A 22,772-nucleotide genomic window follows, 5' to 3' on the forward strand; every position below is an offset into this window, starting at 1 on the left:
GCATGGGCCCATGCTCGAGACTGCAGCGACCACCGACCCCCACGGGGTCGTGGCGGTCCCGCCGAAGCGCCTCGTCCGCCACTTGGACCGGGCCCAGGTGGCGGGGGTGGCGTCCGGTCTGGGTGACCACCTCGGGGTGTCCGCCCTGGTGCTGCGCACGGCGTTCGCCGTCCTCGCGGCCTGGCAACTGGTCGGCGTCGCGGCCTACCTCATCCTCTGGCTCGTCATCCCGCCGGCAACGTCCCCCACGGTCGCCCCGGGTGTGGACGCCGCGACGCGCAGCGGCATGAGGACGGTCTCGGTCGCCGGGCCACGCGGGACCGACCTGGGCCAGCTGATCGCGCTGGCGCTCGTCGCCGGTGGTGGCCTGTGGCTGCTCCAGGTGCTCGGGTGGGGCGCCGACCTGCAATGGCTGGCCGCGGCAGCCCTCGCCGGCCTCGCCGCCGGCCTCGTGTGGTGGCAGGCCGACCGGGCCCAGGGCACGGCGTCCGAGCAGGCCAACGGCTGGCGCAGCTGGCTGAGGACCCTCGCCGCGCACTGGTCCATCGTGCTCGCGCACATCGTCGCGGTGATCGCGCTGGGGGCGTCCATCACGATCGTGCTGACCCTGATCCCCAACCTGGGCGCCCTGGGCATGCTCACCCTCGGCCTGGCCCTGCTGATCGGGGGATTGGCCCTGCTGGCGGCGCCCTGGGTCCTGCGGGCCCGGCGCGCGCTCAGGCGGATGCGCGAGGAGAAGCTGCTCAGTGACGCGCGCGCCGACATGGCCGCCCACCTGCACGACTCCGTGCTCCAGACGTTGGCGCTCATCCAGCGCCAGTCGACCGACTCACGCGAGGTGGCCCGCCTCGCCCGGCGGCAGGAGCGCGAACTGCGCGAGTGGCTCTACGGGGAGGCGGAGGAGGCCGACACCCTGCGCGCAGCCCTGCTCGAAGCGGCCCTGGAGGTGGAGGACAACTTCCCGGTGCGGGTCGAGACCGTCACCGTGGGCGAGGACGTGGAGTTGACCCCTGCGCTGCGTGAACTCGTCCGGGCGGCCCGCGAGGCGATGCGGAATGCGGCGAAGCATTCGGGTGCGGCCGTGGTGGACGTCTACGCTGAGGTGGACGAGGACCTCGTCGCGGTGTTCGTCCGCGACCGCGGGCGGGGCTTCGACACCGACGGCATCGCGGAGGACCGCATGGGAGTCCGGGGCAGCATCCTCGACCGGATGGAACGGCACCACGGCGTGGCCCGCATCCGCTCGTCGGCCGAGCGAGGAACCGAAGTGACACTGGAGATGAGACGATGACCGAACAGACCAACACCGAGACCACGAGCCAGCCCAACCGCCAGCGACGCGTGGTGGTGGTCGATGACCACGCGATGTTCCGCAGCGGTGTGAAGCACGACATCGGCCCCTACGTCACGATCGTCGGCGAGGGGGAGGACGTCCAGACCGCCGTGGAGGCGATCACCCGCACCACCCCCGACGTCGTCCTGCTGGACGTCCACATGCCCGGCGGCGGCGGCATGGAGGTCATCAAGCAGGTGCACGCCACCCAGCCCGACATCAAGTTCCTGGCCGTGTCCGTGTCGGACGCCGCCGAGGACGTGATCGGTGTCATTCGTGCCGGTGCGCGCGGCTACGTCACCAAGTCGATCTCCGGGCCGGAACTGGTGGAGGCCATCGGCCGTGTCGCGGACGGGGATGCGGTCTTCAGCCCTCGCCTGGCCGGCTTCGTGTTGGACGCCTTCTCGGGCGCGATCGACATCGCCTCCATCGACGAGGACCTGGACCGGCTGTCCCAGCGCGAGCGCGAGGTGCTGCGGCTCATCGCGCGCGGGTACGCCTACAAGGAGGTCGCCAAGGAGCTGTTCATCTCGATCAAGACCGTCGAGACCCACGTCAGCTCCGTGCTGCGCAAGCTGCAGTTGTCCAACCGGCACCAGCTCACCCGCTGGGCCACTGACCGCAAGCTGGTCTGACGCGTCGGCCCGCAGCGGCCGCTCGCTCGTGACAGAAGGAAGGCCCCCGGTTTCCCGGGGGCCTTCTGTTGGTGGTGGAGGATGGAGGTCAGGCGCGACGGTTCTTGGTGACGAGTCCCCAAATGACGAGGACCAGCAGCGAGCCGAGGATGGCGACGACCCACGTCCAGATCGAGAAGAACTCGTTGATGCCACCCAGACCGAGAGCGCTGGCGATGAAACCGCCGAGCAGTGCACCAACAACGCCGAGAACGAGTGTGGCGAGCCAGCCGCCGCCCTGGTTACCCGGCATGATGGCCTTGGCGATGGCCCCAGCGAGGAGGCCCAAAACAATCCAACCGATGATTCCCATGCCTGAAACGCTAGTGATGGTCGTGGCCTCAGCGCCAGCCAGCAGCCCTTGGTTCAGGGATCAATCAGGATATCCCCGGGAAGGTCGACTACAACAACGGCCTCAGTGGAGCAATGATCGCCTCGGACACCTTGTTCACCAAGGGTCGACCCTCCCATTCACTCAGGGTCAGCTCCCGGCAATTCCCGAGGTCCATCTCGAAAATGCCCTCCATGAGGGCTGCGAGGTCGTTGTCGAGCACTTCGGCGTTCAACTCATAGTTGCCGATCAGGCTCAGCCGATCGATGTTGGCGGTGCCGATGGTGGACCACACGCCGTCGATGGTGGCCGTCTTCGCATGCACCATGGCGTTCTGGTAGAGGAACAGGCGGACGCCCCGGCTGAGCAACGCATGGTAGGAACCACGACTCAGCCAGTCCGCGACGATGTGGTTGGAGTCCGCCGGCACGATGATGCGCACGTCGACCCCGCGCTCAGCGGCCTCGACCAGGGCGAACACCAGGTCGTCGTCCGGAATGAGGTAGGCGTGGGTCAACCAGATGCGCTCGCGTGCCTTGTCGATCGCCTCCAGGTACATGTACCGGATCGGGTAGACCCCGAGGCTGGGCACGTTCCGCTGGAGCGTGATGGGCGTCTCCCACCGTCGCTCCTCGGGGTTGGGGAGTTCGTGGTGCCGCCGCGTCCTCGTCTGGTTCCAGTAGTCGACGAAGGCGTTGTCCAGGTCCGCCACCGCCGGGCCCACGAGGCGCATGTGGGTGTCGCGCCACCTGGTGGCGTACATCGAACCGATGTTGTAGCCGCCCAGGAACCCGATCTCGCCGTCCACGACGAGCACCTTGCGGTGGTTCAGCCCCGGGGCGCGGATCGGCAGGCCACGCAGCCCCGTCCACGGCCGGTGGCGCAGCACATGGATGCGCGGGTCGAGGTCGAAGAAGCGCTGGGGGACGACGAGGTTCGCGAACCAGTCGTACACGATGTACACGTCGACCCCGCGGTCGGCGGCCGCGGTGAGCGCGCGCTTGAAGCGCTCGCCCGTGCGGTCGGCCTTCCAGATGTAGGTCTCGAAGAGGATGGTGTGCCGGCCGCCGTTGATGGCGTCGAGCATGTCCTCGTACAGGTCGAGGCCCTTGGTGTAGACGGTGACCTGGGTGTCCTCCATCGGGACGGACTGCGGGGGTGACGTCGGGAACCCCACGTGCTGGCGCCCCCGTCGGCGGCGCCGGTCGGCGATCGTCAGGGCCGCGATCACTCCGGCCTGGGCAACCGCCAAGCCAGCGAACCCCCACCGGACGGCCCGCGTCACCCCACCGATCACCATGGCCACACCCTAGTGGACCGGCGCGCCCCAGTAGGCTGGGCGCTGCCATGACTGAACTCCCCGACCTGTTCTCCTTCACCGCCGAACCCGCGCCGTCGGCCCCCGCGCCGGCACGCCAGGTGGGTGAGGTGGCCGAGCGGCCCTCCCGCCGCCGCCAGCCGAGCGCCGAGGAGTTGCTGGAGGGCCTGAACCCGCCGCAGCGGGAGGCGGTCGTCCACGCCGGGTCACCGGTACTCGTCGTGGCCGGCGCGGGGTCGGGCAAGACCCGCGTCCTCACCCGGCGGATCGCCTGGCTGATCGGGCAGCGCGGCGTCCACCCCGGCTCCGTCCTGGCGATCACGTTCACCAACAAGGCGGCAGCCGAGATGCGGCACCGCGTGGAGGAACTCGTGGGCAACCGGGCCCGCCTGATGTGGGTGTCCACCTTCCACTCGGCGTGCGTCCGGATCCTGCGTGCCGACATCGACCGCTTCGGCCTCAACCGGACGTTCTCGATCTACGACGACACCGACTCCAAACGCCTCATGTCGTTGGTCTGCAAGGACCTCAACCTGGACGCCAAGCGGTACCCCGTCCGCACGGTCATGAACGCCGTGTCGAACTGGAAGAACGAGTTGGTCGACTTCGAGTCGGCCCAGCAGTTGGCCGGGGGCGGGAACGACGCGGTGTACGCCCAGGCCTACGCGGAGTACCAGCGCCGCCTCACGTCCGCGAACGCTCTGGACTTCGACGACATCATCATGACCGCGGTCCACCTGCTGCAGGCGCACCCGGACATCCGGGAGAAGTACCGCCGCCGCTTCCGGCACGTGCTCGTCGACGAGTACCAGGACACCAACCACGCCCAGTACGTGCTGATCCGCGAGCTGTGTGGGGCCCCGGAGGAACCCGACGAGAACCTCGTGGAGGCGCCCGAGCTCATGGTGGTGGGCGACTCCGACCAGTCGATCTACGCGTTCCGTGGGGCGACCATCCGCAACATCCTCGACTTCGACTCGGACTTCCCGGGGGCACGGACGATCCTGCTCGAGCAGAACTACCGGTCCACCCAGACCATCCTCACCGCGGCCAACGCGGTCATCGAACGCAACACGGGGCGTCCGGCCAAGAAGCTGTGGTCGGACGCCGGCGACGGCGACCTGGTCACGGGTTACGTCGCGGACACCGAGCACGAGGAGGCGCAGTTCGTCGCCGGCGAGGTCGACAAGCTGGTGGACGGGGGCGCCAAGTACTCCGACGTCGCGGTGTTCTACCGCACGAACGCGCAGTCCCGTGCGTTCGAGGAGGTGTTCATCCGCGTCGGGTTGCCGTACAAGGTGGTCGGCGGCGTCCGCTTCTACGAGCGCCGCGAGGTGCGCGACGCCATCGCCTACCTGCGGGCCATCGCCAACCCGGCCGACGACGTGAGCGTCCGGCGCATCCTGAACGTCCCCAAGCGGGGCATCGGTGACCGGGCCGAAGCGTTGGTGGACGCCTTCGCGGCCGAGCACCGGATCCCGTTCGGGCACGCGCTGGACCGCGTCGACGAGGTGGTCGGCCTCGCGCCCCGGTCGGCCAAGCAGTTGACGGCGTTCGCCGCGATGATGGCCGAGCACCGCCAGATGGTCGAGGAGGGGGTGAGTGCCGACCAGATCCTGGCGTCGATCCTGAACGAGTCCGGCTACATCGACGAGTTGCAGAACTCGACCGATCCCCAGGACCAGACGCGCCTGGAGAACGTGATCGAGTTCGTCAGCGTCGCCGGCGAGTTCGTGGCGGCCGCGCACACCGAGGACATCGGTCCCGGCAACTCGGGCCTGCTCCCCGCCAACGACGAGGCGACGGCCGAGGGCAGCGGGCTGGCCGCGGGCTCGCCCGAGCCGGACGACTCGCTCCCGGCCTTCCTCGAGCGGATCGCGTTGGTGGCCGACTCCGACCAGATCCCGACAGCGCCATCTGAGGGCGGCGACGGCGACAGTCGCGGGGTCGTCACGCTGATGACGCTCCACACGGCCAAGGGACTGGAGTTCCCGGTCGTGTTCCTGACCGGCTTCGAGGACGGGATCTTCCCGCACATGCGCGCCCTGTCCGACCCGGACGAACTCGCCGAGGAGCGCCGTCTCGCCTACGTGGGCATCACGCGCGCCCGGCAGCGGCTCTACCTGACCCGGTCGACCGTCCGCGTCATGTGGGGGCAGCCGCAGTACAACCCGGCCAGCCGGTTCATCGCCGAGATCCCCTCCCACCTGCTCGACTGGCGGCGCCTGGGCAGCCAGGTCGGGTCCTGGTCGTCCAGTGTGTCGAGGCGCTCGGAGCAGTCGTGGCGCAGCACCGTCGGATTCGGCGCGAAGCCGGCCGCCCCGAAGGTCGCCGCGGCGCTGTCAACGGGGGACCGCGTCCTGCACACCACGTTCGGCATGGGACGCGTCACCGCGACCGAGGGCGCGGGCGACAACCTCAAGGTCATCGTGGACTTCGGGTCGGCGGGCTTGAAGAAGCTGTCCGTCCGGCACGCGCCGATGGAGAAGCTGTAGGGCTTTCCAGGGCGTACGAGCAGTTCACGGACTGTTCGGATGGTGCACACCTTCTCTTGGTGTTCCGGTAGGGGTGCCCCGTGTAGAAAAGAACACGTGCTCCCACCCCCGGGGAGACCAACTGAAAGAGTGCACAGCGTCGTGCGCCTTTCCAGGTGCGCGTCGGCGCAGCGCAGGTCGAGCACCTCGCCGCGACAGGTGGGGGAGAAACTCAGGTGGGGGAGAACTCAGCCGTCGGAGACTCAGCGGCCGGCGTAGAGGAACGGCGCCGGATCGCTGTTGACACCGTTGACGTAGACCGAGAAGTGCAGGTGCGGAGCGGTCGAGAGACCGGTGTTGCCGACGGAGCCGATGACCTGGCCCTTCTTCACGGTCTCGCCCTCGCGCACGGTGATCGTGTGCATGTGCAGGTAGCCGCTCTCGACGGGCTTGCCCAGGACGACGCCGTGGTCGATCCGCACGTTGTTGCCGGAGCCGCCGTTGTAGCCGCGGGCCGCCTTGGTGACCACGCCGTCGGCGACCGCGTGGATCGGCGCGCCCACGGCCCCGCCCATGTCGGCGCCACCGTGCAGGCGGACGTAGCGGAGGATCGGGTGCCGACGCATGCCCCACGGAGAGGTGATCTCGCCCTCGGTTGGCCAGTAGAAGACCTGGGCCGCGATGCGGTCGGTCTCCGCGTCGATGGCTGAGCCGGTGCTCGTCAGGGTCGCCGCGCGAGCCTGCGCGGCGACGGACGCCTGGGTGTCGGCCACCTGCTGGGCGACCGCGTCGAGGGAGCTGGCGCGCTGGAGGGCGGCGTCGTCCACGTCCACCCCGGGACGGGTGGTGTTGCGATCGGTCGAGTCGCCGCGGGAACTGAAGGCGTCCGTCGTCCCGATGCGCGAGGTGTCGCTGACGGAGTGGGCGGCACCGTTGGCCGCCGCGTGGGACGCGGACACGCCCTGCGCGATGCCGGGGGTGAGGATGGCCAGGAGCCCGACGCTGGCAGCGGCTCCCACCGCGATGCCACCCCGGACGAAGCGGCTGCGGCGCGCCAGGCGCCGGGGGAGGGCGGGCTCGGACAGGAAGGCCTCGTCGGGATCGGTGACAGCACAACGCGGCTGGTAGGAGCCCGAGTCGAAGCGTGCCACGCTGACTTCCTTCCTGAGAGAGTCTCAGCCGCCGATTCGCGGCCACTCACCGCCGATGGCGACGTCGGAACACTAGCAGTTCCTGTGTGATTCTCAGAAATCTTCTCAGGCACTTGCCGCGTGTTGCCGATGGGCGAAGTTTGGGCCGGGGAGTGGTCGTTACTCTGGCCTCCCCGCTAGCCTTCGGGCGGGTGCCGCGCCGTTGCGGCACACGGAGGACGGAGATCATGGATCTATTCGAGTACCAGGCCCGCGACCTCTTCGAGTCGCACGGCGTCCCGGTGCTGCGGGGCCTCGTCGCCCGGACGCCGGGAGAGGCCCGTGCCGCCGCCGAGGAGTTGGGTGGCGGCGTCGTGGTCGTGAAGGCGCAGGTGAAGGTCGGCGGACGGGGCAAGGCCGGCGGCGTGAAGCTGGCGAAGTCACCCGAGGAGGCCGAGCAGCACGCGCGGGCGATCCTCGGCATGGACATCAAGGGTCACCTCGTCGAGGCCGTCATGGTGGCCGAGGGGGCCGACATCGCGGAGGAGTACTACGTCTCGATGTTGCTGGACCGGGCCCACCGCAACTACCTGGCGATGTGCAGCCTCGAGGGCGGCGTGGAGATCGAGCAGTTGGCCGAGGAGCGTCCCGAGGCGCTCATCCGTCTCAGCCTCGACCCGCGCACGGGCCTCGACGAGGCCGCCGCGCGGCAGGTGGTCGCCGAGACCGGTTTCGCCGAGGACATCGCCGACCAGGTCGTGGACGTGCTGGTCAAGCTGGGTGACGTCTACCGCGAGGCGGACGCCACCCTGGTGGAGGTGAACCCGCTGGTCAAGACCGGGGACGGCCGCATCATCGCGCTCGACGGCAAGGTGTCCCTCGACGACAACGCCGACTTCCGTCACCCGGAGCGCGAGGCGCTCGTGGACGCCACGGCCATCGACCCGCTCGAACTGCGCGCCCGCGAGAAGGGCCTGAACTACGTGAAGCTCGACGGCCACGTCGGCGTCATCGGCAACGGTGCCGGCCTGGTCATGAGCACGCTCGACGTCGTCGCGTACGCCGGCGAGGGGCTGCCCGGCAGCCCGAAGCCCGCCAACTTCCTCGACATCGGCGGCGGCGCGTCCGCCCAGGTGATGGCGGACGGCCTGGACATCATCCTGTCCGACCCGCAGGTCGAGGTGGTCTTCGTCAACGTGTTCGGCGGCATCACCGCATGCTCCGAGGTCGCCAAGGGCATCCGGGAAGCGTTGAAGCAGCTGGGCAACCGGGCGTCCAAGCCCATCGTGGTGCGGCTGGACGGCAACGCGGTCGAGGTCGGTCGGGCGATGCTGGAGGAGTACGGGCACCCGCTGGTGACCCTCGTGGACACGATGGACGAAGCGGCCGCGAAGGCCGCGCAACTGGCCAGCGCGGCCATGGGAGGGAAGTGACATGGCGATCTGGCTTGACCACCGCAGCAAGGTGATCGTGCAGGGAATGACGGGCACCGAGGGGCGCAAGCACACCAACCGCATGCTCATGTTCGGGACGCGCGTCGTCGCCGGCGTGACGCCCGGCAAGGGTGGGCAGTCGGTGACGTTCGAGGAGGACCCGATCCAAGTCTACAACACGGTCGCCGAGGCGAAGCACGCGACCGGTGCGACCGTGTCGTGCGTGTTCGTGCCACCGCCGTACGCGAAGAAGGCCGTCCTGGACGCCATCAACGCGGGCATCGAGCTCGTCGTCGTCATCACCGAGGGCATTCCCGTCAAGGACACCGCTGAGTTCCGCGCCGCGGCGGAGGAGAAGGGCGTACGCCTGATCGGGCCCAACTGCCCGGGGCTCATCTCGCCGGGACGCTCCAACGTCGGCATCATCCCGCCCAACATCGCGCGCGCCGGTCACATCGGCCTGGTCAGCAAGTCGGGCACCCTGACGTACCAGATGATGTTCGAACTGGGCGACATCGGCTTCAGCACGTGCGTCGGCATCGGCGGTGACCCGATCATCGGGACCACCCACATCGACGCGTTGCGGGCGTTCGAGGAGGACCCGGACACCGACTGCATCGTCATGATCGGTGAGATCGGCGGCGACGCCGAGGAGCGCGCGGCCGAGTTCATCAAGGAGAACGTCACCAAGCCCGTCGTGGCCTACGTGGCGGGCTTCACGGCGCCCGAGGGCCGGACGATGGGCCACGCGGGCGCGATCGTGTCCGGCTCGTCGGGCACCGCCGCGGCCAAGAAGAAGGCACTGGAGAAGGCGGGCGTGAAGGTGGGTCGCACGCCGTCCGAGACCGCCACGTTGGTGCGTCAGGCGATCAAGTCGCGCTGAGTCCAGCGCGAGAGCTACGGGAGCCCCCGGCCATCGGCCGGGGGCTCCTGCACGTGTCGGGGCTTGTCGTCAGGGCAGTTGTGTCAGCCGCTCCGCACTGCGGAGGGCGACCTTGTGGAACGCCTCGTCGGAGAAGTCGAACTCGGCGCTCGGGTTCGCCATCAGGTAGATCGCGTGGGTGCCGGCGGCCAGGGCGGCGACGCGGTAACGGGCCCGCGCATCGCTCTGGTCGACCTGTCGGGTGACGGCCCATGCTGCCCCGGCTCCGGGACCCTGGAGGTCGGTGGTGCGGGCGACCTGGGCGGTCGCCGTCCGTCCCGCACAACCGTCGATGCCGCCGGCCAAGGTGGCGACGAAGCCGGCAGCCTCCTCGGGGGTGTTGAACGTGTAGACGACCTCGTCCAACCCGAACCCCGACGGGGCGGCCGCGTCGTCCTGGAGCAGGAGCGTTCGCTGTTCCTGCTTGACGGCCCCGGGCGCCTGGGTCAGGTCGACGCCCTCGCACCGCGATCCGGTGGTGGTGACGCCGGGCGCCACCGCCGTTCCGCGCCACTCGCCGGCGGCGGCCGTGATGCGGGGCAGGTCGACTCCGGCCAAGAAGCCGAACGGCTCCACGGCGGGAGGGACACCCGGGGCCGCGGTCGGCGTCGCCGTCGGGCAGGTGCCCGCGTCGGCGCACTGCCGCTGGGACACCGCAGCCAGGGCTGGGAGGAGGCCGGGGACGTCGGGGAAGGCAGACGCCTGGGTGGCGTCCAGCACGTTGAGGCGGTCACCGGTCCTGCTCAGGACGATGGCGTGGTACTCGGGTTGGGCCGCCTGCAGGATGAGCGTGGCCCCGGCCGACTCGTCTCCGAGCCCTGTGACGGTGATGCCGCCGTCGACCCATGCGGTGTTGCGCTCACAGGCACCCAGCTGGGTGAGACGCTGCGTGTAGGCGGCCTGAGCCAACTCGGGCGTCTCGTACTCCTCGACCTGGTGCAGGAGGCCGCCGGGGTCGCCGGCCGTGGGGGAGAAGGTGCGCACGAGGATGCTGGCCGGCTGGGTGGCCTGCTCGGCCACGGGCGTGATGCACAGCGGCTTCGGGGCGGACGCGTCCGCCGTCGTCGCCGTCGCGACGGCTTGCCACGTCGTGCCGGGACGGACGTTGCCGAGGTCCTCGGGCTGCAGCAGGTAGGTGGCCGCGGGGTCGACGCTCGGGGTGGGGGCGGGGTTCGGGCGACCGAGGCCTGACCCCCGGCTGGTGATGGCCCACACGATGCCGACCACCACGGCCGCGACGACGAGGACGGCGAGGGCGACCAGCGGCCAGCGCGGGCGCTTTCCGGGCGACGTCGGCGTGGTCGTCGCCCGCGCCGGACCGGCCGATCGGGCCGGGGCGGCGACGGGGGTGCCGGGGGAGCGGGTGCGGCTGCCCGCGGGTGACAGCGCCGAACGCCGGGGGAGCGGGCGCTTGTCCGCCGCGGGCAGCTCGGCCGCGGAGAAGCGGCGTCCCGCACTGGCGGGCGCCACGTCCGACGCGGGTAGCACGGCCGGAGGCGGGATCGGTGTGCCCGGAGCGGAGGCCGCCGGGTCGGACTCGGAGGTGGCCGACCACAGGCCCCGGCGGGGGGCGGCCGGTGTCGGTTCGTCGACGACGTCGTCTCGGACATCGTCGTCCACGTCCGGCGCGTCGTCACGCGGGGGCAGCGCGCGTCGCGGGGTGGGACCCTGCTGATCGGACATCTTCCTCCCCCGGGTCGCTGATCTGAACTCCTCGACTTTACCAAGCTGGGGCGTGTCCCCACGATCGCGACGCCGACAACGGGTGACGATGGTCACATCATGCGCACGCCTCTTGACCCTCGACGGACCCCGGTGAGCCTCACGGTGGCCTCTCCCGCGGAACCCGCGGCGGACGCGGACGTGCGGGTCCCGTACGTCCCCTGGCTCGTGGCCGCCGTCGCCTGGACCGCTGCGGCCGCCCTCGTGGGCTGGGTCGCCGTGGGGGTGTTGGTCAGCGCCTCCTGGCTCACCGCCGTGCACCTCGCCGCGGCGGACGTGGTCGCGACCATCGGCCAGGGATGGCTCGCCCTCCACGGGGTCCCCGTCGCGCTGGAGGACTTCACCCTGCACCTCGTGCCCCTGGGCATGGTGGCCCTCGTGGCCCTCGGGTGCGCGATGGCGGCCCACCACGCCGCAGGCCAGTACGGGCTCGTGGAGGACGCCTCCCCGAAGGACGGGTGGTTGGCGTGGGCGTCCGTCACCGGCGTGAGCGTGGGCACCTACGTGGTCGTCGGGCTCATCCTGGCCGGCGTTCTCGGCGGGCCCGCGCAGGTGGGTCAGGTCGTGCCCGGATTGGTGCTCGTGTCGTTGGTCGGCTCGGGATCCGGCGCCCTCCTCGGCTTGGGTTTCGACCCGCTCGCCGGGGGGCCCGACTGGGTCCGGCGGTTGCCGGCTGCCGCGGGCGTGGGAGTCGCCGTCCTCACCCTCGGCTCCACGCTGGCGCTCGTGGTGGCCCTGGTCGCGCGATGGGACCAGATTGTCACCCTCCACGAGTCCCTCCAGCCGGACGCCGTGGGTGCGGCCGTCCTCACCCTCGTCCAACTCGCCTACCTGCCCAACCTCATCCTCTGGTCGGGGTCGTTCGCCCTCGGGGCCGGTGTCACGCTCGGGGGCACGGGCCTGGTCGCGCCGGGGGTCGTCCTCCCCGCCGTCCTCCCGGCCGTTCCCGTGCTCGGAGCCATCCCCACCGTGCCCGGCGTCGCGGACTGGGCCTGGCTCACCGTGGGCGTGGCCGCGGGGGCGGCGTCCGCGTGGTGGTTGTTGCGGGGCAGCGAGCCGAGGTGGCTGCCCCAGCTGGGGCAGGGAGCCCTCGCGGGTCTGCTTCCGGGGCTCGTGTGGATCGTGCTCTCGTGGCTGTCCCGCGGCGACCTCGGCGCCCACCGGCTGGTGGGGCTGGGGCCGCGCTTCCCGGAGTTGCTGCTGTGGGCCACCGGGCCGCTGCTCGTGGCCGGTGCCCTGGTCGGTCTCGGCCGCGCCCTGTGGCTGTCGCGGAGGGCAAGGACACCCGAACAGGGGCCCACTGGATAAGGTGGTCCCCATGACGTTGCGGCTCCTGGTGCTGGTCTCCGGTTCGGGAACCCTGCTGCAGGCGCTGCTGGACGCCCAGGCGTCCGGTGCCCTCGACGCCGTGGTGGTGGCCGTGGGGGCCGACCGTGAGTGCACCGGCCTGGATCGTGCCCGCGCCGCGGGGGTCCCGACCTTCACCGTCCGCCTGGCCGACCACCGGGACGCCACGGGCGCCACCGACCGTCCGGCCTTCGATGCCGCGCTCTCCGCGGCCTGCGCCGAGTACGAACCCGACCTCGTCATCAGCGCCGGCTTCATGAAGCTCGTCGGTGACGCCTTCCTCGCCCGCTTCGGCGGACGCATGCTCAACACCCACCCGGCGCTGCTGCCGAGCTTCCCCGGGGCGCACGGCGTCCGGGACGCGCTCGCGCACGGGGTGAAGGTGACCGGTTGCACCATCTTCGAGGTGGACGCCGGCGTCGACACCGGCCGCATCATCGACCAGGTGGCCGTCCGGGTGGAGCCGGACGACACCGAGGAAACCCTGCACGAGCGCATCAAGGTCGCCGAGAGACGCCTGCTCGTGGACACCGTGAACGCGTTGGCCGCGTCCCGCTGAGGAGAGAAGAGAAGAATGGATCGCATCGCCATCCGCCGGGCCCTGGTCTCGGTGTACGACAAGACCGGCCTGGCCGAGCTGGGCCGCGCGCTGGCGGACGCCGGCGTCGAGGTCGTCTCGACCGGCGGCTCCTACAAGCTGCTCGCCGAGGCCGGCGTCCCCGTGATCGAGGTGTCGGAGCTGACCGGCTTCCCCGAGTGCCTGGACGGCCGGGTGAAGACGTTGCACCCGAAGGTGCACGCGGGCATCCTCGCCGACCGCCGCCTCGAGTCGCACGTCCAGCAGCTGGGCGACCTCGGCGTCGAGCCGTTCGACCTCGTGGTCAGCAACCTCTACCCGTTCACGCAGACGGTCGCCTCCGGGGCGAGCCCCGACGAGTGCGTCGAGCAGATCGACATCGGCGGGCCGTCCATGGTGCGTGCCGCGGCGAAGAACCACCCCTCGGTGGCGATCATCACCTCGCCCGACCAGTACGGACAGCTGACCGAGGCGCTGGCGTCCGGCGGGTTCACGCTCGAGGAGCGCAAGGCGCTGGCCGCGGCGGCGTTCGTCCACACCGCCACCTACGACGTCCATGTCGCCTCCTGGATGGGCAACGTCCTGACCGACACGTCGTCCGGCGACGGCTTCCCCGGCTGGGTGGGCGCCACGTGGAGCAAGGTGGGCACCCTGCGCTACGGCGAGAACAGCCACCAGCCCGCGGCCCTGTACCGCAACGGGTACGGCCGCGACGGCATCGCCCAGGCCGAGCAGCTGCACGGCAAGGAGATGAGCTACAACAACTACACCGACGGCGACGCGGCCCACCGGGCGGCGTACGACTTCGACGAGCCCTGCGTGGCGATCATCAAGCACGCCAACCCCTGCGGGATCGCGGTCGGCGCGGACATCGCCGAGGCTCATCGCTTGGCGCACGCGTGCGACCCCGTCTCGGCGTTCGGCGGCGTCATCGCCACGAACCGGCCCGTGTCGGTCGCCATGGCCGAGCAGGTCGCCGAGGTGTTCACCGAGGTCATCCTGGCTCCGGGCTACGAGGAGGGCGCGGTCGAGGTCCTGAACCGCAAGAAGAACATCCGCATCCTCGTCGTGCCGGCCTACCCGGGCGGTGGCGTGGAGACCCGCGGCATCACCGGGGGCATGCTGATGCAGCAAGCCGATGCCATCGACGCTCCCGGCGACGACCCCACGAACTGGACGCTGGCAGCCGGCGAGGCGGTCGACGAGACCACGCTGGCCGACCTCGCCTTCGCCTGGCGGGCCTGCCGCGCGGTGAAGAGCAACGCGATCCTGCTGGCGTCGGGTGGCGCCTCGGTGGGCGTGGGCATGGGCCAGGTCAACCGCGTCGACTCCTGCAAGCTGGCCGTGGAGCGCGCCGGCGAGCGGGCGCGGGGCAGCGTGGCGGCGTCCGACGCGTTCTTCCCGTTCAGCGACGGCCCCGAGATCCTCATCGACGGGGGAGTCAAGGCCATCGTCCAGCCGGGCGGGTCAGTCCGCGACGAGGAGACCATCGCGCTGTGCAAGGACCGGGGCGTCGCGCTCTACTTCACCGGCACGCGGCACTTCTTCCACTGATCCCGCGGCACGAGGCAAGGAGCGCAGCATGACAGCACAGCGACTCGACGGCAAGGCCACGGCCGCCGCGATCAAGGCGGAACTCACCACCCGCACCGCGGCCCTGCGCGAGGCCCGCCACGTGCCCGGCCTCGCCACGGTGCTGGTGGGGGAGGACCCGGCCAGCCAGAACTACGTGAGGATGAAGCACCGGGACTGCCAGGAGGTGGGCATCGCCTCGATCCAGGTGGAGCTGCCCGCCGACGCCACCGCCGAGCAGTTGCGCGAGGCGATCGAGGGGCTCAACTCCGACGACGCCTGCACCGGCTACATCGTCCAGTTGCCGATCCCGAAGCACCTCGACGAGAACTGGGCGCTGTCCCTGATCGATCCCGACAAGGACGCCGACGGTCTGCACCCGATCAACCTCGGACGCCTCGTCCTGAACGAGCCCGCGACCCTGCCGTGCACGCCGCGCGGCATCGTCGAACTCGTCCGTCGGCACGGCATCGACTGGAAGGGTGCCGAGGTGTGCGTCGTGGGACGCGGCATCACCGTGGGGCGTCCGCTGGGGCTCATCCTGACCCGGCGCTCGGAGAACTCCACGGTCACGCTGTGCCACACCGGCACGCGCGACCTCGCCGAGCACACCCGGCGGGCCGACATCGTGGTGGGGGCCGCCGGGGTCCCCGGCCTGATCACCGCCGACATGATCCGCGAGGGCTCGGTGCTCGTCGACGTCGGCGTCAGCCGCGTCGACGGCAAGACCGTCGGCGACTTCGCTCCGGACGTCTGGGAGAAGGCGGACTGGATCTCGCCCAACCCCGGTGGTGTGGGTCCGATGACCCGGGCGATGCTCCTGTCCAACGTCGTGGACCGCGCGGAGGCGCTGGCGGCGTCCGGCTCGTGAGCCCACGCGACTCCGGGGAGGGCTGGACGCCCGACCAAGGCCCCCGCGCGCCACGGCCGTGGTACCGCTTGGTGCTCGGCCAGTGGCCGCTGTTCGTCGTGCTCCTCGGGGTCACCATCGGGATCGGCTGGGTGGCGCTCTCCCACTGGAAGCGTGGGTCGTTCGCCGTCGGCGTCGCCTTCGCGGTGGGCACGGTGCTCCGCGCAGTCCTGCCCGCCGACAGGGTGGGGCTGCTCGGCGTCCGCGGTCGCTGGGTGGACGTGGCCTGCTTGGGCGTGCTGGGGGCCGGCATCATCACGCTGTCGTTGGTGGTGCCGCCGCAGCCCTAGGTTGGACCACCAGCCACGCGGTGGTGACGGCCGCGATGCCGGCCCCGGCCCCGAGGACGAGCCAGGCCGGTCCGACCGCGTTCAACAGTGCGACCAGGTACGGCGACAGGAAGCCCACGTACGTCAGGCAGTAGGTCACGGCCGTCGTGGCCGCCATCATCTCGGGCGGGGTGTTCAACTCGACGGTCGTCATGGAGCCCACCAGGAGCAGGCCATGGGCCGCGCCCATCACGACCGCGACCACGGGCAACCACCACCAGGCGGGCGCCAGCGTGGCGGCCGTCGCCAGGCCCATGCCGACGGTGGTCACCGCCATCGCGAGCGCGCTGACGCGCCCCGGGTGGTGGGTCGCCCAGCGCTTCATGGACGGCTGCAGCAGCACGGAGGTGCCCAGGGTGAGGCCGGCGACCGCGCCCGCGGCGGCGATCCGCGGCAGCCCGGCCAGCGGGCCCAGCACCGACGGCATCACCACGAACGCGACCGCCGCGACGCCGAAGACCCACGGGGCGGTCGGGAGGACGGCACGGACGAACCAATCACGCCCCACGTGTTGGACCACCTCGCCGACTGTCGGCGTCGGGTTGTCGCTGCGTCCGGCTTCCGGGAGGTTCCACACCAGCACGGTGGCGACGGCCTGCACGACGAGGTGCAGAGCGTAGGGAAGGTGGAGCGGGGTGGGCAGCCACTGGGCGACGAAGCCCGAGGCGGTGGGTCCCAACGCGAAGCCGACGGTGAGGGCGAGCGCGGCGCGACGGGCGCCGGTGCCGACGACCTGGTCGGCCGACAGCTCCTTCATCCAGGCGGTCCCGGGACCCATGGCGAACCCGATCCCGATCCCACCCAGCACCCGGCCCGCGGTCAGCAGCCACGAGACGTCGGCTCCCGCGAGGAGCAGGAGGGAACCGGCCAGCATCAGCACCGACGACACCCGCAGCATCGGGCGCTTGCCGTGGTGCTGGCTCCACCATGCGGCGACGAGCAGCGCGGGCACCAGGCCCGCGACGTAGACGGCGAACAGGCCCGTCACCGCCTGCTCGGTCATCCCGCGTTCGGCGCGATAGACGAGCAGCATCGGTGCGAACTGGTTGGCGCCCCACCCCGCGGCCATGAGGGTCAGGAAGAGCCGCCGCCACGACGGGTGCCCGGTCACCTCACCGGAAGTCGCGGTAGAAGTACTGACCCTCCACGCTGCCGGACGCCACACGCTCGGCCTCGGCCGCGCGCAGTTCGACGCGGCGGATCTTCGAGCTGATCGTCTTGGGCAGCGCGTCGACGAACTCGAGGATGCGGACGAGTTGGTAGCCGTTCAGGTGCTCACGGCAGTGCGCGAACACGGACGCCGCGAGTTCGCGCCCCGGGTGTTGGCCGGCCGCCAGCAGCACGTACGCCTTGGGTGCCGCGCCGCGGACCTCGTCCGGCGACGGCACCACGGCGCACTCGACGATGGCCGGGTGCAGCATCAGCGCCGACTCGAGTTCGAAGGGGCTGATCTTGTAGTCGGACGCCTTGAACACGTCGTCGGCGCGGCCCACGTAGGTGATGTAGCCACGCTCGTCGCGTTCACCGATGTCGCCGGTGTGGTAGAAGCCGTTGCGGCAGGCCTCGGCGGTGAGCTCGGGGGCCTCGAAGTAGCCGCCCATGAGGCCGCCGTGGTCGTACGACAGGTCGAGGCAGATCTCGCCCTCGCCGGGGCCCTCGAGGACCGCGTCGGTCTGGTGGTCGAGCAGCGCGACACGGTAGCCGGGGAGCGGACGCCCCATGGCGCCGATCTTGACGGGCTGGCCGGGGGAGTTGCCGATGGCGCAGGTCATCTCGGTCTGGCCGTAGCCGTCCCGGATCGTGTTGCCCCACGCCTCGCGGACCTTGTTGATGACCTCGGGATTGAGCGCCTCACCGGCGCCGACGAGCTCGCGCGGCGGCTTGGTCAGGCGCGACAGGTCGGCTTGGATCAGCATGCGCCACACGGTCGGCGGAGCGCAGAACGACGAGACTTCGTGGGCGTCCATGATGGCGAGGAGCCGTTCGGCGTGGAAGCGCTCGTAGTTCACGATGAACACGGTCGCCTGCGCGAGGAAGGGGGAGAAGAAGTTGCTCCAGGCGTGCTTGCCCCAGCCGGGTGAGGAGATGTTGAGGTGGACATCGCCCGGTCGGACGCCGAGCCAGTACATCGTCGACAGGTGGCCGACCGGGTAGGAGACCTGCGTGTGCCGGACCAGCTTGGGGCGCGCGGTGGTGCCCGAGGTGAAGTACAGCAGCGAGGTCGAGTCCGCGGGCGTGGGGGCACTGGGGCTGAAGTGGTCCGGGGCGCCCAGCGAGTCCCCCCAGCGCAGCCAGCCGTCCACGTCGTCGCCGACCGCGATCAGCTTCGTGTCGGTGCTGACCAGGTGGAACCGCTCGGCGAGGGCAGCCGGTGCGATCGCGAACCGCGCCCCGGCGGTCTCGACGCGCCAGGCCAGGTCCTCGTCGTTGAGCAGCGTCGACGTGGGGATGGCGACGGCGTTCACCTTCATCAGGGCCATGAGGACCTCCCACAGCTCGATGGTGTTGTTCAGCATCACCACCATCTTGTCGCCGGCGCGCATGCCCAGGCCGGTCAGCCAGGCGGCCACCTGGTCCGATCGCCGTGCCAGGTCGCCGTAGGTCCAGGACTGGACGTGTCCCGTCTCGTCGTCGACGATCGTGACCGCGGCGCGGTCGGGGTGCTCGCCCGCCACGACGTCGAACCACTCGAGGGCGAAGTTGAAGTCCGTGAGCTCGGGCCAGGCGAAGTCCCGTACCACGGTGTCGTAGTCGTGGGGGTGGTCCAACAGGAAGTCGCGCGCGGTACGGACGGCTTCCGTCGCGTCGGTCGCGGGGCGGCCAGCAAAAGTCATGGGCTTCAGGTTACGCCCTTACCGACGGTTGCGTAGGTAACGCCCGCATGTTGCATCGCGCGCTATCGTGGCCCATGGCCACCACGGGGGTGTCGGTCCTGACACGCATGCTTCCCGGACTGGTGGTCCTGCGCCACTACGAGCGCGCTTGGCTGCGCCCGGACGTCGTGGCTGGCCTCACGGTGACCGCGTACCTGGTGCCCCAAGTGATGGCGTACGCGCAGATCGCGGGCCTCCCACCCGTGGTGGGCCTGTGGGGGATGCTCGGGCCGCCGGCCGTCTATGCGGTCGTGGGTTCCTCGCGGCAGTTGTCCGTCGGTCCGGAGTCCACGACAGCCCTGATGACCGCCGCGGCGGTGGGGGCGCTCAGCACGACGGTCGGGGCCTCCCGCTCAGCCGACATCGCGGCCATCCTGGCCATCGCGGTGGGCCTGGTCGCCCTGGTCGGCTGGGTCGCCCGGCTCGGGTTCCTCGCCAACCTGCTGTCGCGGCCCGTGCTGCAGGGCTACCTGATCGGCGTCGCCGTCTTGATGATCACCTCGCAACTGGGCCGCATCACGCGCTTGGAGGCGACGGGCGACGACCCCCTGGCCGAGGTCGTCTCGGTGCTGCGGCAGTGGGAGGCCGTCCATGTGCCGACGCTCGGGCTCGCCCTCGCGACCCTCGTCGCGGTCCTCGCCTTCTCCGTCTGGTTGCCGCGCTGGCCCGGCCCTCTGATCGTCATGCTGGCGGCGGCGGGCTTCGCCGCGCTGCCCGGCGTCTCGGGCTGGGGACTGGACACCATCGGAGAGGTGCCGCTCGGCCTGCCACTGCCACGGGTGCCGGACGCCGCCGGCGTCGACCTGGCCTCGGTGCTGCCGTGGGCGGTCGGCATCGCGCTCGTCGGGTACTCGGACAACGTCCTGACCGGGCGCGCCTTCGCGGCGCGCAAGCGGCAGCGGGTGGACGCCGGCCAGGAACTGCTCGCCCTCGGGCTGACGAACGTGGCGGTCGGACTCACCCAGGGATTCCCGGTCAGTTCCAGCGGGAGCAGGACGGCGCTGGGCGCCGCCGTGGGCAGCCGGACGCAGGTGCACTCGCTGGTCGCGCTGGCGGGGGTCGTGTTGGTCCTGCTCGTGGCGGGCCCCGTGCTGTCGACGTTCCCGAGCGCGGCGATGGGGGCGATCATCATCTACGCGGCTTCCCGGCTGGTGGATGGCGACGCCTTGAAGCGGATCGCGCGATTCCGGCCGAGCGAGGTCGTGCTCACCGCCGTCACCGCCCTGGGTGTGATCGCACTGGGAGTGCTCGAGGGGATCGGGGTCGCGATCGCCCTCAGCCTGCTCGACCTGTTGCGGCGGATCGTCCGGCCGCACGTGGGTGTCCTCGGATTCGCCCCGGGTGTCGCCGGCATGCACGACATCGACGACTACCCGGACGCCACCCAGGTCGAGGGACTCGTCGTGTACCGCTACGACGCGCCCGTGTTCTTCGCCAACGCCTCGGATTTCGCCGCTCGGGCCCGCACCGCCGTCGAGGAGGCCCCCGGCCCCGTGCGCTGCCTCCTCATCAACGCCGAGGCCAACATCGACCCGGACATCACCGCGGTGGACGCCCTGGAGGAGTTGCGCGCAGGCTTGGCCGATGCCGGCGTCGTGCTGGCGTTCGCCCGGGTCAAGGCAGAGGTGAAGGAACTCTTCGACAAGGCGGGTCTCACCGAGAAGGTGGGGGAGTCTCACATCCACCCGACCCTGCCCACCGCCGTGGCGGCCTACGCGGCCGAGTTCGAGACCGAGGTCGGACGCCCGCCGGCCGGCCTGCCGTCCTGAAGGAGCCCCATGCGCATCGACCTCAAGCAGGACTTCAAGGACCTCTATCGACCGCCGACGGGGCGCTTCGTCGAGGTCGATGTCCCCGAGTTCCGGTACCTGGCCGTCGACGGACACGGTGACCCCAACAGCACGCCCCTGTACCCGCGGGCGGTGTCGTCGCTCTACACGGCCGGCTACGCGATCCGGGCGGCCTTCAAGAGGCGGACGGGCTCGGACTTCGTCGTGGGGCCGCTCGAGGGGTTGTGGTCCAGCACCGACCCGGCGGCCTTCGTCTCGCGTGAGAAGGACCGCTGGGACTGGACCATGCTGATCCCGCTGCCCCCGCAGGTGGACGATGCTGACGTCGCGTCGGGGCTCGAGGCCGCGGCCGGGAAGACGGCCGACCCGCCGCTGTCCGATGTCCGGGTCCTCACACTGGCCGAGGGGCGGTGCCTCCAGACCCTGCACATCGGTCCGTACGACGACGAGGGGCCCGTCCTCGCGGCGTTGCACCACGACGTCATGCCGAGCCTGGGACTGACGTGGAACGGGCCGCATCACGAGATCTACCTGAGCGATCCGCGGCGCACCGCCGCGGAGAAGTTGAGGACGATCCTGCGCCAACCGATCAGGAAAGCCGAGGGAGCCTGACCGCGTGACCTGACCGCGCGCTACCAGACCGCGCTCCTGACCGCGCAACAGCTTCGGAGGTGTGTTCGAAAAGTGTCGGTGGTGAGTTCTAGCGTGGGGGTCATGGAAGTCCTACCCCTGAGGAGTGCTCGCCAGGTGGCGGGTGAGTTGGTGCAGGTGCGCGAGAGTCGTCGTGCCCTGGAGGTTTGTGAGGTGGATCTGGTCGCCGAGTTGGTCGACCTGTACGACACGGTGCCCGAATCGCTGGTGGAGGGTGCCGAACGCCTGGTGGCGTCGGGGCACGACGGCACACCGGTGTTCGCCGAATTCCTCATCCTCGAACTCGCCGCCCTGATGGGCTTCTCGGCCGACAGTGCCCGCTCGCTGGTGTCGGACGTGGTGGACCTGCGGGAGCGGATGCCGCGGACGTGGGAGGCGTTGCATCGGGGCTTGCTGCCGGTGTGGCAGGCCCGCAAGCTGGCCCAGAAGACGAGCCTGCTCACCCTGTCGGCGTGCCGGGAGGTGGATGAGGCATTGTTCCCGGCACTGGGCCGCTTGGCGTGGCCACGCGTCTTGCGGAAGTTGGGGGGCCTGATCGTGGCGGCCGACCCCCAGGGTGCGATCGAGCGGGCCGACAGCAAGCGGTCGGAGACGTTCGTGCGGATCGTGCACGAGGGGGAGGGCATCTCGAGTGTGTACGCGCGCCTGCACAGCGAGGACGCCCTGGTCCTGGCGAACGCGGTCGAGACCCTCGCCCGGCAGAAGGTCACCGACGGGGCGACCGACCCCCTCGACCGGTTGCGCGCGCAAGCCCTGGCCGATCTCGCCAAGCCGAGCGACACCCCACTCCCCGGTGGTCTGCCGCGTCCGGAGGCGACGCTGGTGGTGCACGTGGTGCCGGGGAGCCCGTTGGCGCGGACCCAACTGGTCGGCCCGACCGCGAACCGGGGTGGCGGCGACCTGGGGGCCCTGCTGCTGGGGCAGGTCCGGGACCTCCTGCAACACCACCGGGTCCGCGTCCTGCCGGTCATCGACCTGGCCGACGATCCGGCGGTGGATGCCTACGAGGTGCCGGCCGGGATCGGTCGGCAGGTGGTGGTCCGGGACGGGTTCGAGGTGTTCCCCTTCTCGTCCCGGCCCGCGGCCGGCTGCCAACGAGACCACACCCAGTCCTGGCGCCACGGTCGGCCGCGGCAAACCAGGCCCAGCAACCTGGGCTGCCTGTCGCAGTTCGTGCACCGCGCCAAGACCCACGGCCAGTGGAAGTACGAGCAATCCGACCCGGGCCGGTTCACGATCACCAGCCCGCTCGGGTCCGGCTACGAAGTCACCCGGCAAGGCACCCACCTGAGGCACCGGCACACCCAACACATCCCACCCCAACCCCTCACCATCACCGCCGGATTCATCCCCCGCACCGACCTCCCCACACCCCCCACCCGCACC

The 22,772-nt window shown here is 70.8% G+C and carries 19 protein-coding genes; 13 read left to right on the plus strand and 6 right to left on the minus strand.

Going from position 1 to position 22,772, the window contains the following annotated elements; translation table 11 throughout:
• Positions 1-10: 10 nt before the first annotated feature.
• The gene (locus tag AC5YDV_RS15840) at positions 11-1,291 is read left to right on the plus strand and encodes a PspC domain-containing protein (RefSeq protein WP_496182813.1); all 1,281 of its coding nucleotides are present in this window, start codon (positions 11-13) and stop codon (positions 1,289-1,291) included.
• Positions 1,288-1,968: a response regulator gene (locus AC5YDV_RS15845; RefSeq protein WP_496182812.1), complete on the plus strand. Its 681-nt coding sequence runs from the start codon at positions 1,288-1,290 to the stop codon at positions 1,966-1,968. The genes AC5YDV_RS15840 and AC5YDV_RS15845 overlap by 4 nt, the downstream gene beginning before the upstream one ends.
• Positions 1,969-2,056: 88 nt before the next feature.
• On the opposite strand, the gene AC5YDV_RS15850 is transcribed toward AC5YDV_RS15845, so the two are convergent.
• The gene (locus tag AC5YDV_RS15850; RefSeq protein WP_496182811.1) at positions 2,057-2,320 is read right to left on the minus strand and encodes a GlsB/YeaQ/YmgE family stress response membrane protein; all 264 of its coding nucleotides are present in this window, start codon (positions 2,318-2,320) and stop codon (positions 2,057-2,059) included.
• An 88-nt stretch (positions 2,321-2,408) separates the two neighbouring features.
• Entirely contained in the window at positions 2,409-3,638 is a 1,230-nt protein-coding gene (locus AC5YDV_RS15855; protein WP_496182810.1) for a phospholipase D-like domain-containing protein, read from the minus strand.
• A gap of 47 nt (positions 3,639-3,685) precedes the next feature.
• Between AC5YDV_RS15855 and AC5YDV_RS15860 the strand changes: the two genes are divergently transcribed.
• Positions 3,686-6,151, plus strand: a complete 2,466-nt coding sequence (locus AC5YDV_RS15860) for a UvrD-helicase domain-containing protein (protein WP_496182809.1) — start codon at positions 3,686-3,688, stop codon at positions 6,149-6,151.
• Between the two features lie 242 nt (positions 6,152-6,393).
• Here the strand turns inward: AC5YDV_RS15860 and AC5YDV_RS15865 are convergent, their stop codons facing one another.
• A complete protein-coding gene (locus AC5YDV_RS15865) occupies positions 6,394-7,281 on the minus strand; it encodes a M23 family metallopeptidase (protein ID WP_496182808.1) in 888 nt (295 codons plus the stop codon).
• 227 nt (positions 7,282-7,508) lie between these two features.
• On the opposite strand from AC5YDV_RS15865, the gene sucC reads away from it, so the two are divergent.
• Complete coding sequence (gene sucC, locus AC5YDV_RS15870) at positions 7,509-8,693, plus strand: ADP-forming succinate--CoA ligase subunit beta (protein ID WP_496182807.1); 1,185 nt, start codon at positions 7,509-7,511, stop codon at positions 8,691-8,693.
• A 1-nt stretch (position 8,694) separates the two neighbouring features.
• Positions 8,695-9,576 carry a succinate--CoA ligase subunit alpha gene (sucD, locus tag AC5YDV_RS15875; RefSeq protein ID WP_496182806.1) on the plus strand — a complete coding sequence of 294 codons (882 nt, stop codon included), beginning with the start codon at positions 8,695-8,697 and terminating at the stop codon, positions 9,574-9,576.
• 69 nt (positions 9,577-9,645) lie between these two features.
• Here the strand turns inward: sucD and AC5YDV_RS15880 are convergent, their stop codons facing one another.
• Positions 9,646-11,298, minus strand: coding sequence for a hypothetical protein (locus tag AC5YDV_RS15880; protein ID WP_496182805.1), 1,653 nt, complete (start codon positions 11,296-11,298; stop codon positions 9,646-9,648).
• Positions 11,299-11,397: 99 nt separating this feature from the next.
• Here AC5YDV_RS15880 and AC5YDV_RS15885 point away from each other — a divergent pair, with 99 nt between their 5' ends.
• Genes AC5YDV_RS15885 through AC5YDV_RS15905 form a run of 5 tightly spaced genes read left to right on the plus strand, consistent with a single transcriptional unit; the run spans position 11,398 to position 16,033 of the window.
• Complete coding sequence (locus AC5YDV_RS15885) at positions 11,398-12,645, plus strand: cell division protein PerM (protein ID WP_496182804.1); 1,248 nt, start codon at positions 11,398-11,400, stop codon at positions 12,643-12,645.
• Positions 12,646-12,655: 10 nt separating this feature from the next.
• Complete coding sequence (gene purN / locus AC5YDV_RS15890) at positions 12,656-13,243, plus strand: phosphoribosylglycinamide formyltransferase (RefSeq protein ID WP_496182803.1); 588 nt, start codon at positions 12,656-12,658, stop codon at positions 13,241-13,243.
• A 15-nt stretch (positions 13,244-13,258) separates the two neighbouring features.
• Positions 13,259-14,815 carry a bifunctional phosphoribosylaminoimidazolecarboxamide formyltransferase/IMP cyclohydrolase gene (gene purH / locus AC5YDV_RS15895; RefSeq protein ID WP_496182802.1) on the plus strand — a complete coding sequence of 519 codons (1,557 nt, stop codon included), beginning with the start codon at positions 13,259-13,261 and terminating at the stop codon, positions 14,813-14,815.
• Positions 14,816-14,843: 28 nt separating this feature from the next.
• The gene (locus tag AC5YDV_RS15900; RefSeq protein WP_496182801.1) at positions 14,844-15,704 is read left to right on the plus strand and encodes a bifunctional methylenetetrahydrofolate dehydrogenase/methenyltetrahydrofolate cyclohydrolase; all 861 of its coding nucleotides are present in this window, start codon (positions 14,844-14,846) and stop codon (positions 15,702-15,704) included.
• Entirely contained in the window at positions 15,701-16,033 is a 333-nt protein-coding gene (locus AC5YDV_RS15905) for a DUF3017 domain-containing protein (protein ID WP_496182800.1), read from the plus strand. Before AC5YDV_RS15900 ends, AC5YDV_RS15905 begins: the two co-directional genes overlap by 4 nt.
• Here AC5YDV_RS15905 and AC5YDV_RS15910 read toward each other — a convergent pair.
• Complete coding sequence (locus AC5YDV_RS15910) at positions 15,999-17,183, minus strand: MFS transporter (RefSeq protein ID WP_496182799.1); 1,185 nt, start codon at positions 17,181-17,183, stop codon at positions 15,999-16,001. The two genes, AC5YDV_RS15905 and AC5YDV_RS15910, sit on opposite strands and share 35 nt — an antisense overlap.
• 1 nt (position 17,184) lies before the next feature.
• On the minus strand, positions 17,185-18,906 hold the full coding sequence (locus AC5YDV_RS15915) for an AMP-binding protein (protein WP_496182798.1): 1,722 nt from the start codon (positions 18,904-18,906) through the stop codon (positions 17,185-17,187).
• A gap of 74 nt (positions 18,907-18,980) precedes the next feature.
• Between AC5YDV_RS15915 and AC5YDV_RS15920 the strand changes: the two genes are divergently transcribed.
• From AC5YDV_RS15920 to AC5YDV_RS15930, 3 genes are all read left to right on the plus strand, one after another.
• The gene (locus AC5YDV_RS15920) at positions 18,981-20,714 is read left to right on the plus strand and encodes a SulP family inorganic anion transporter (protein ID WP_496182797.1); all 1,734 of its coding nucleotides are present in this window, start codon (positions 18,981-18,983) and stop codon (positions 20,712-20,714) included.
• 9 nt (positions 20,715-20,723) lie between these two features.
• Positions 20,724-21,347, plus strand: coding sequence for a GyrI-like domain-containing protein (locus AC5YDV_RS15925; RefSeq protein WP_496182796.1), 624 nt, complete (start codon positions 20,724-20,726; stop codon positions 21,345-21,347).
• Between the two features lie 102 nt (positions 21,348-21,449).
• Positions 21,450-22,772, plus strand: a 1,323-nt coding sequence (locus tag AC5YDV_RS15930) for a DUF222 domain-containing protein (protein WP_496192523.1), incomplete at its 3' end; no start/stop codon positions are given.

The sequence above is a fragment of the Propioniciclava sp. LT432 genome, from assembly GCF_059515965.1.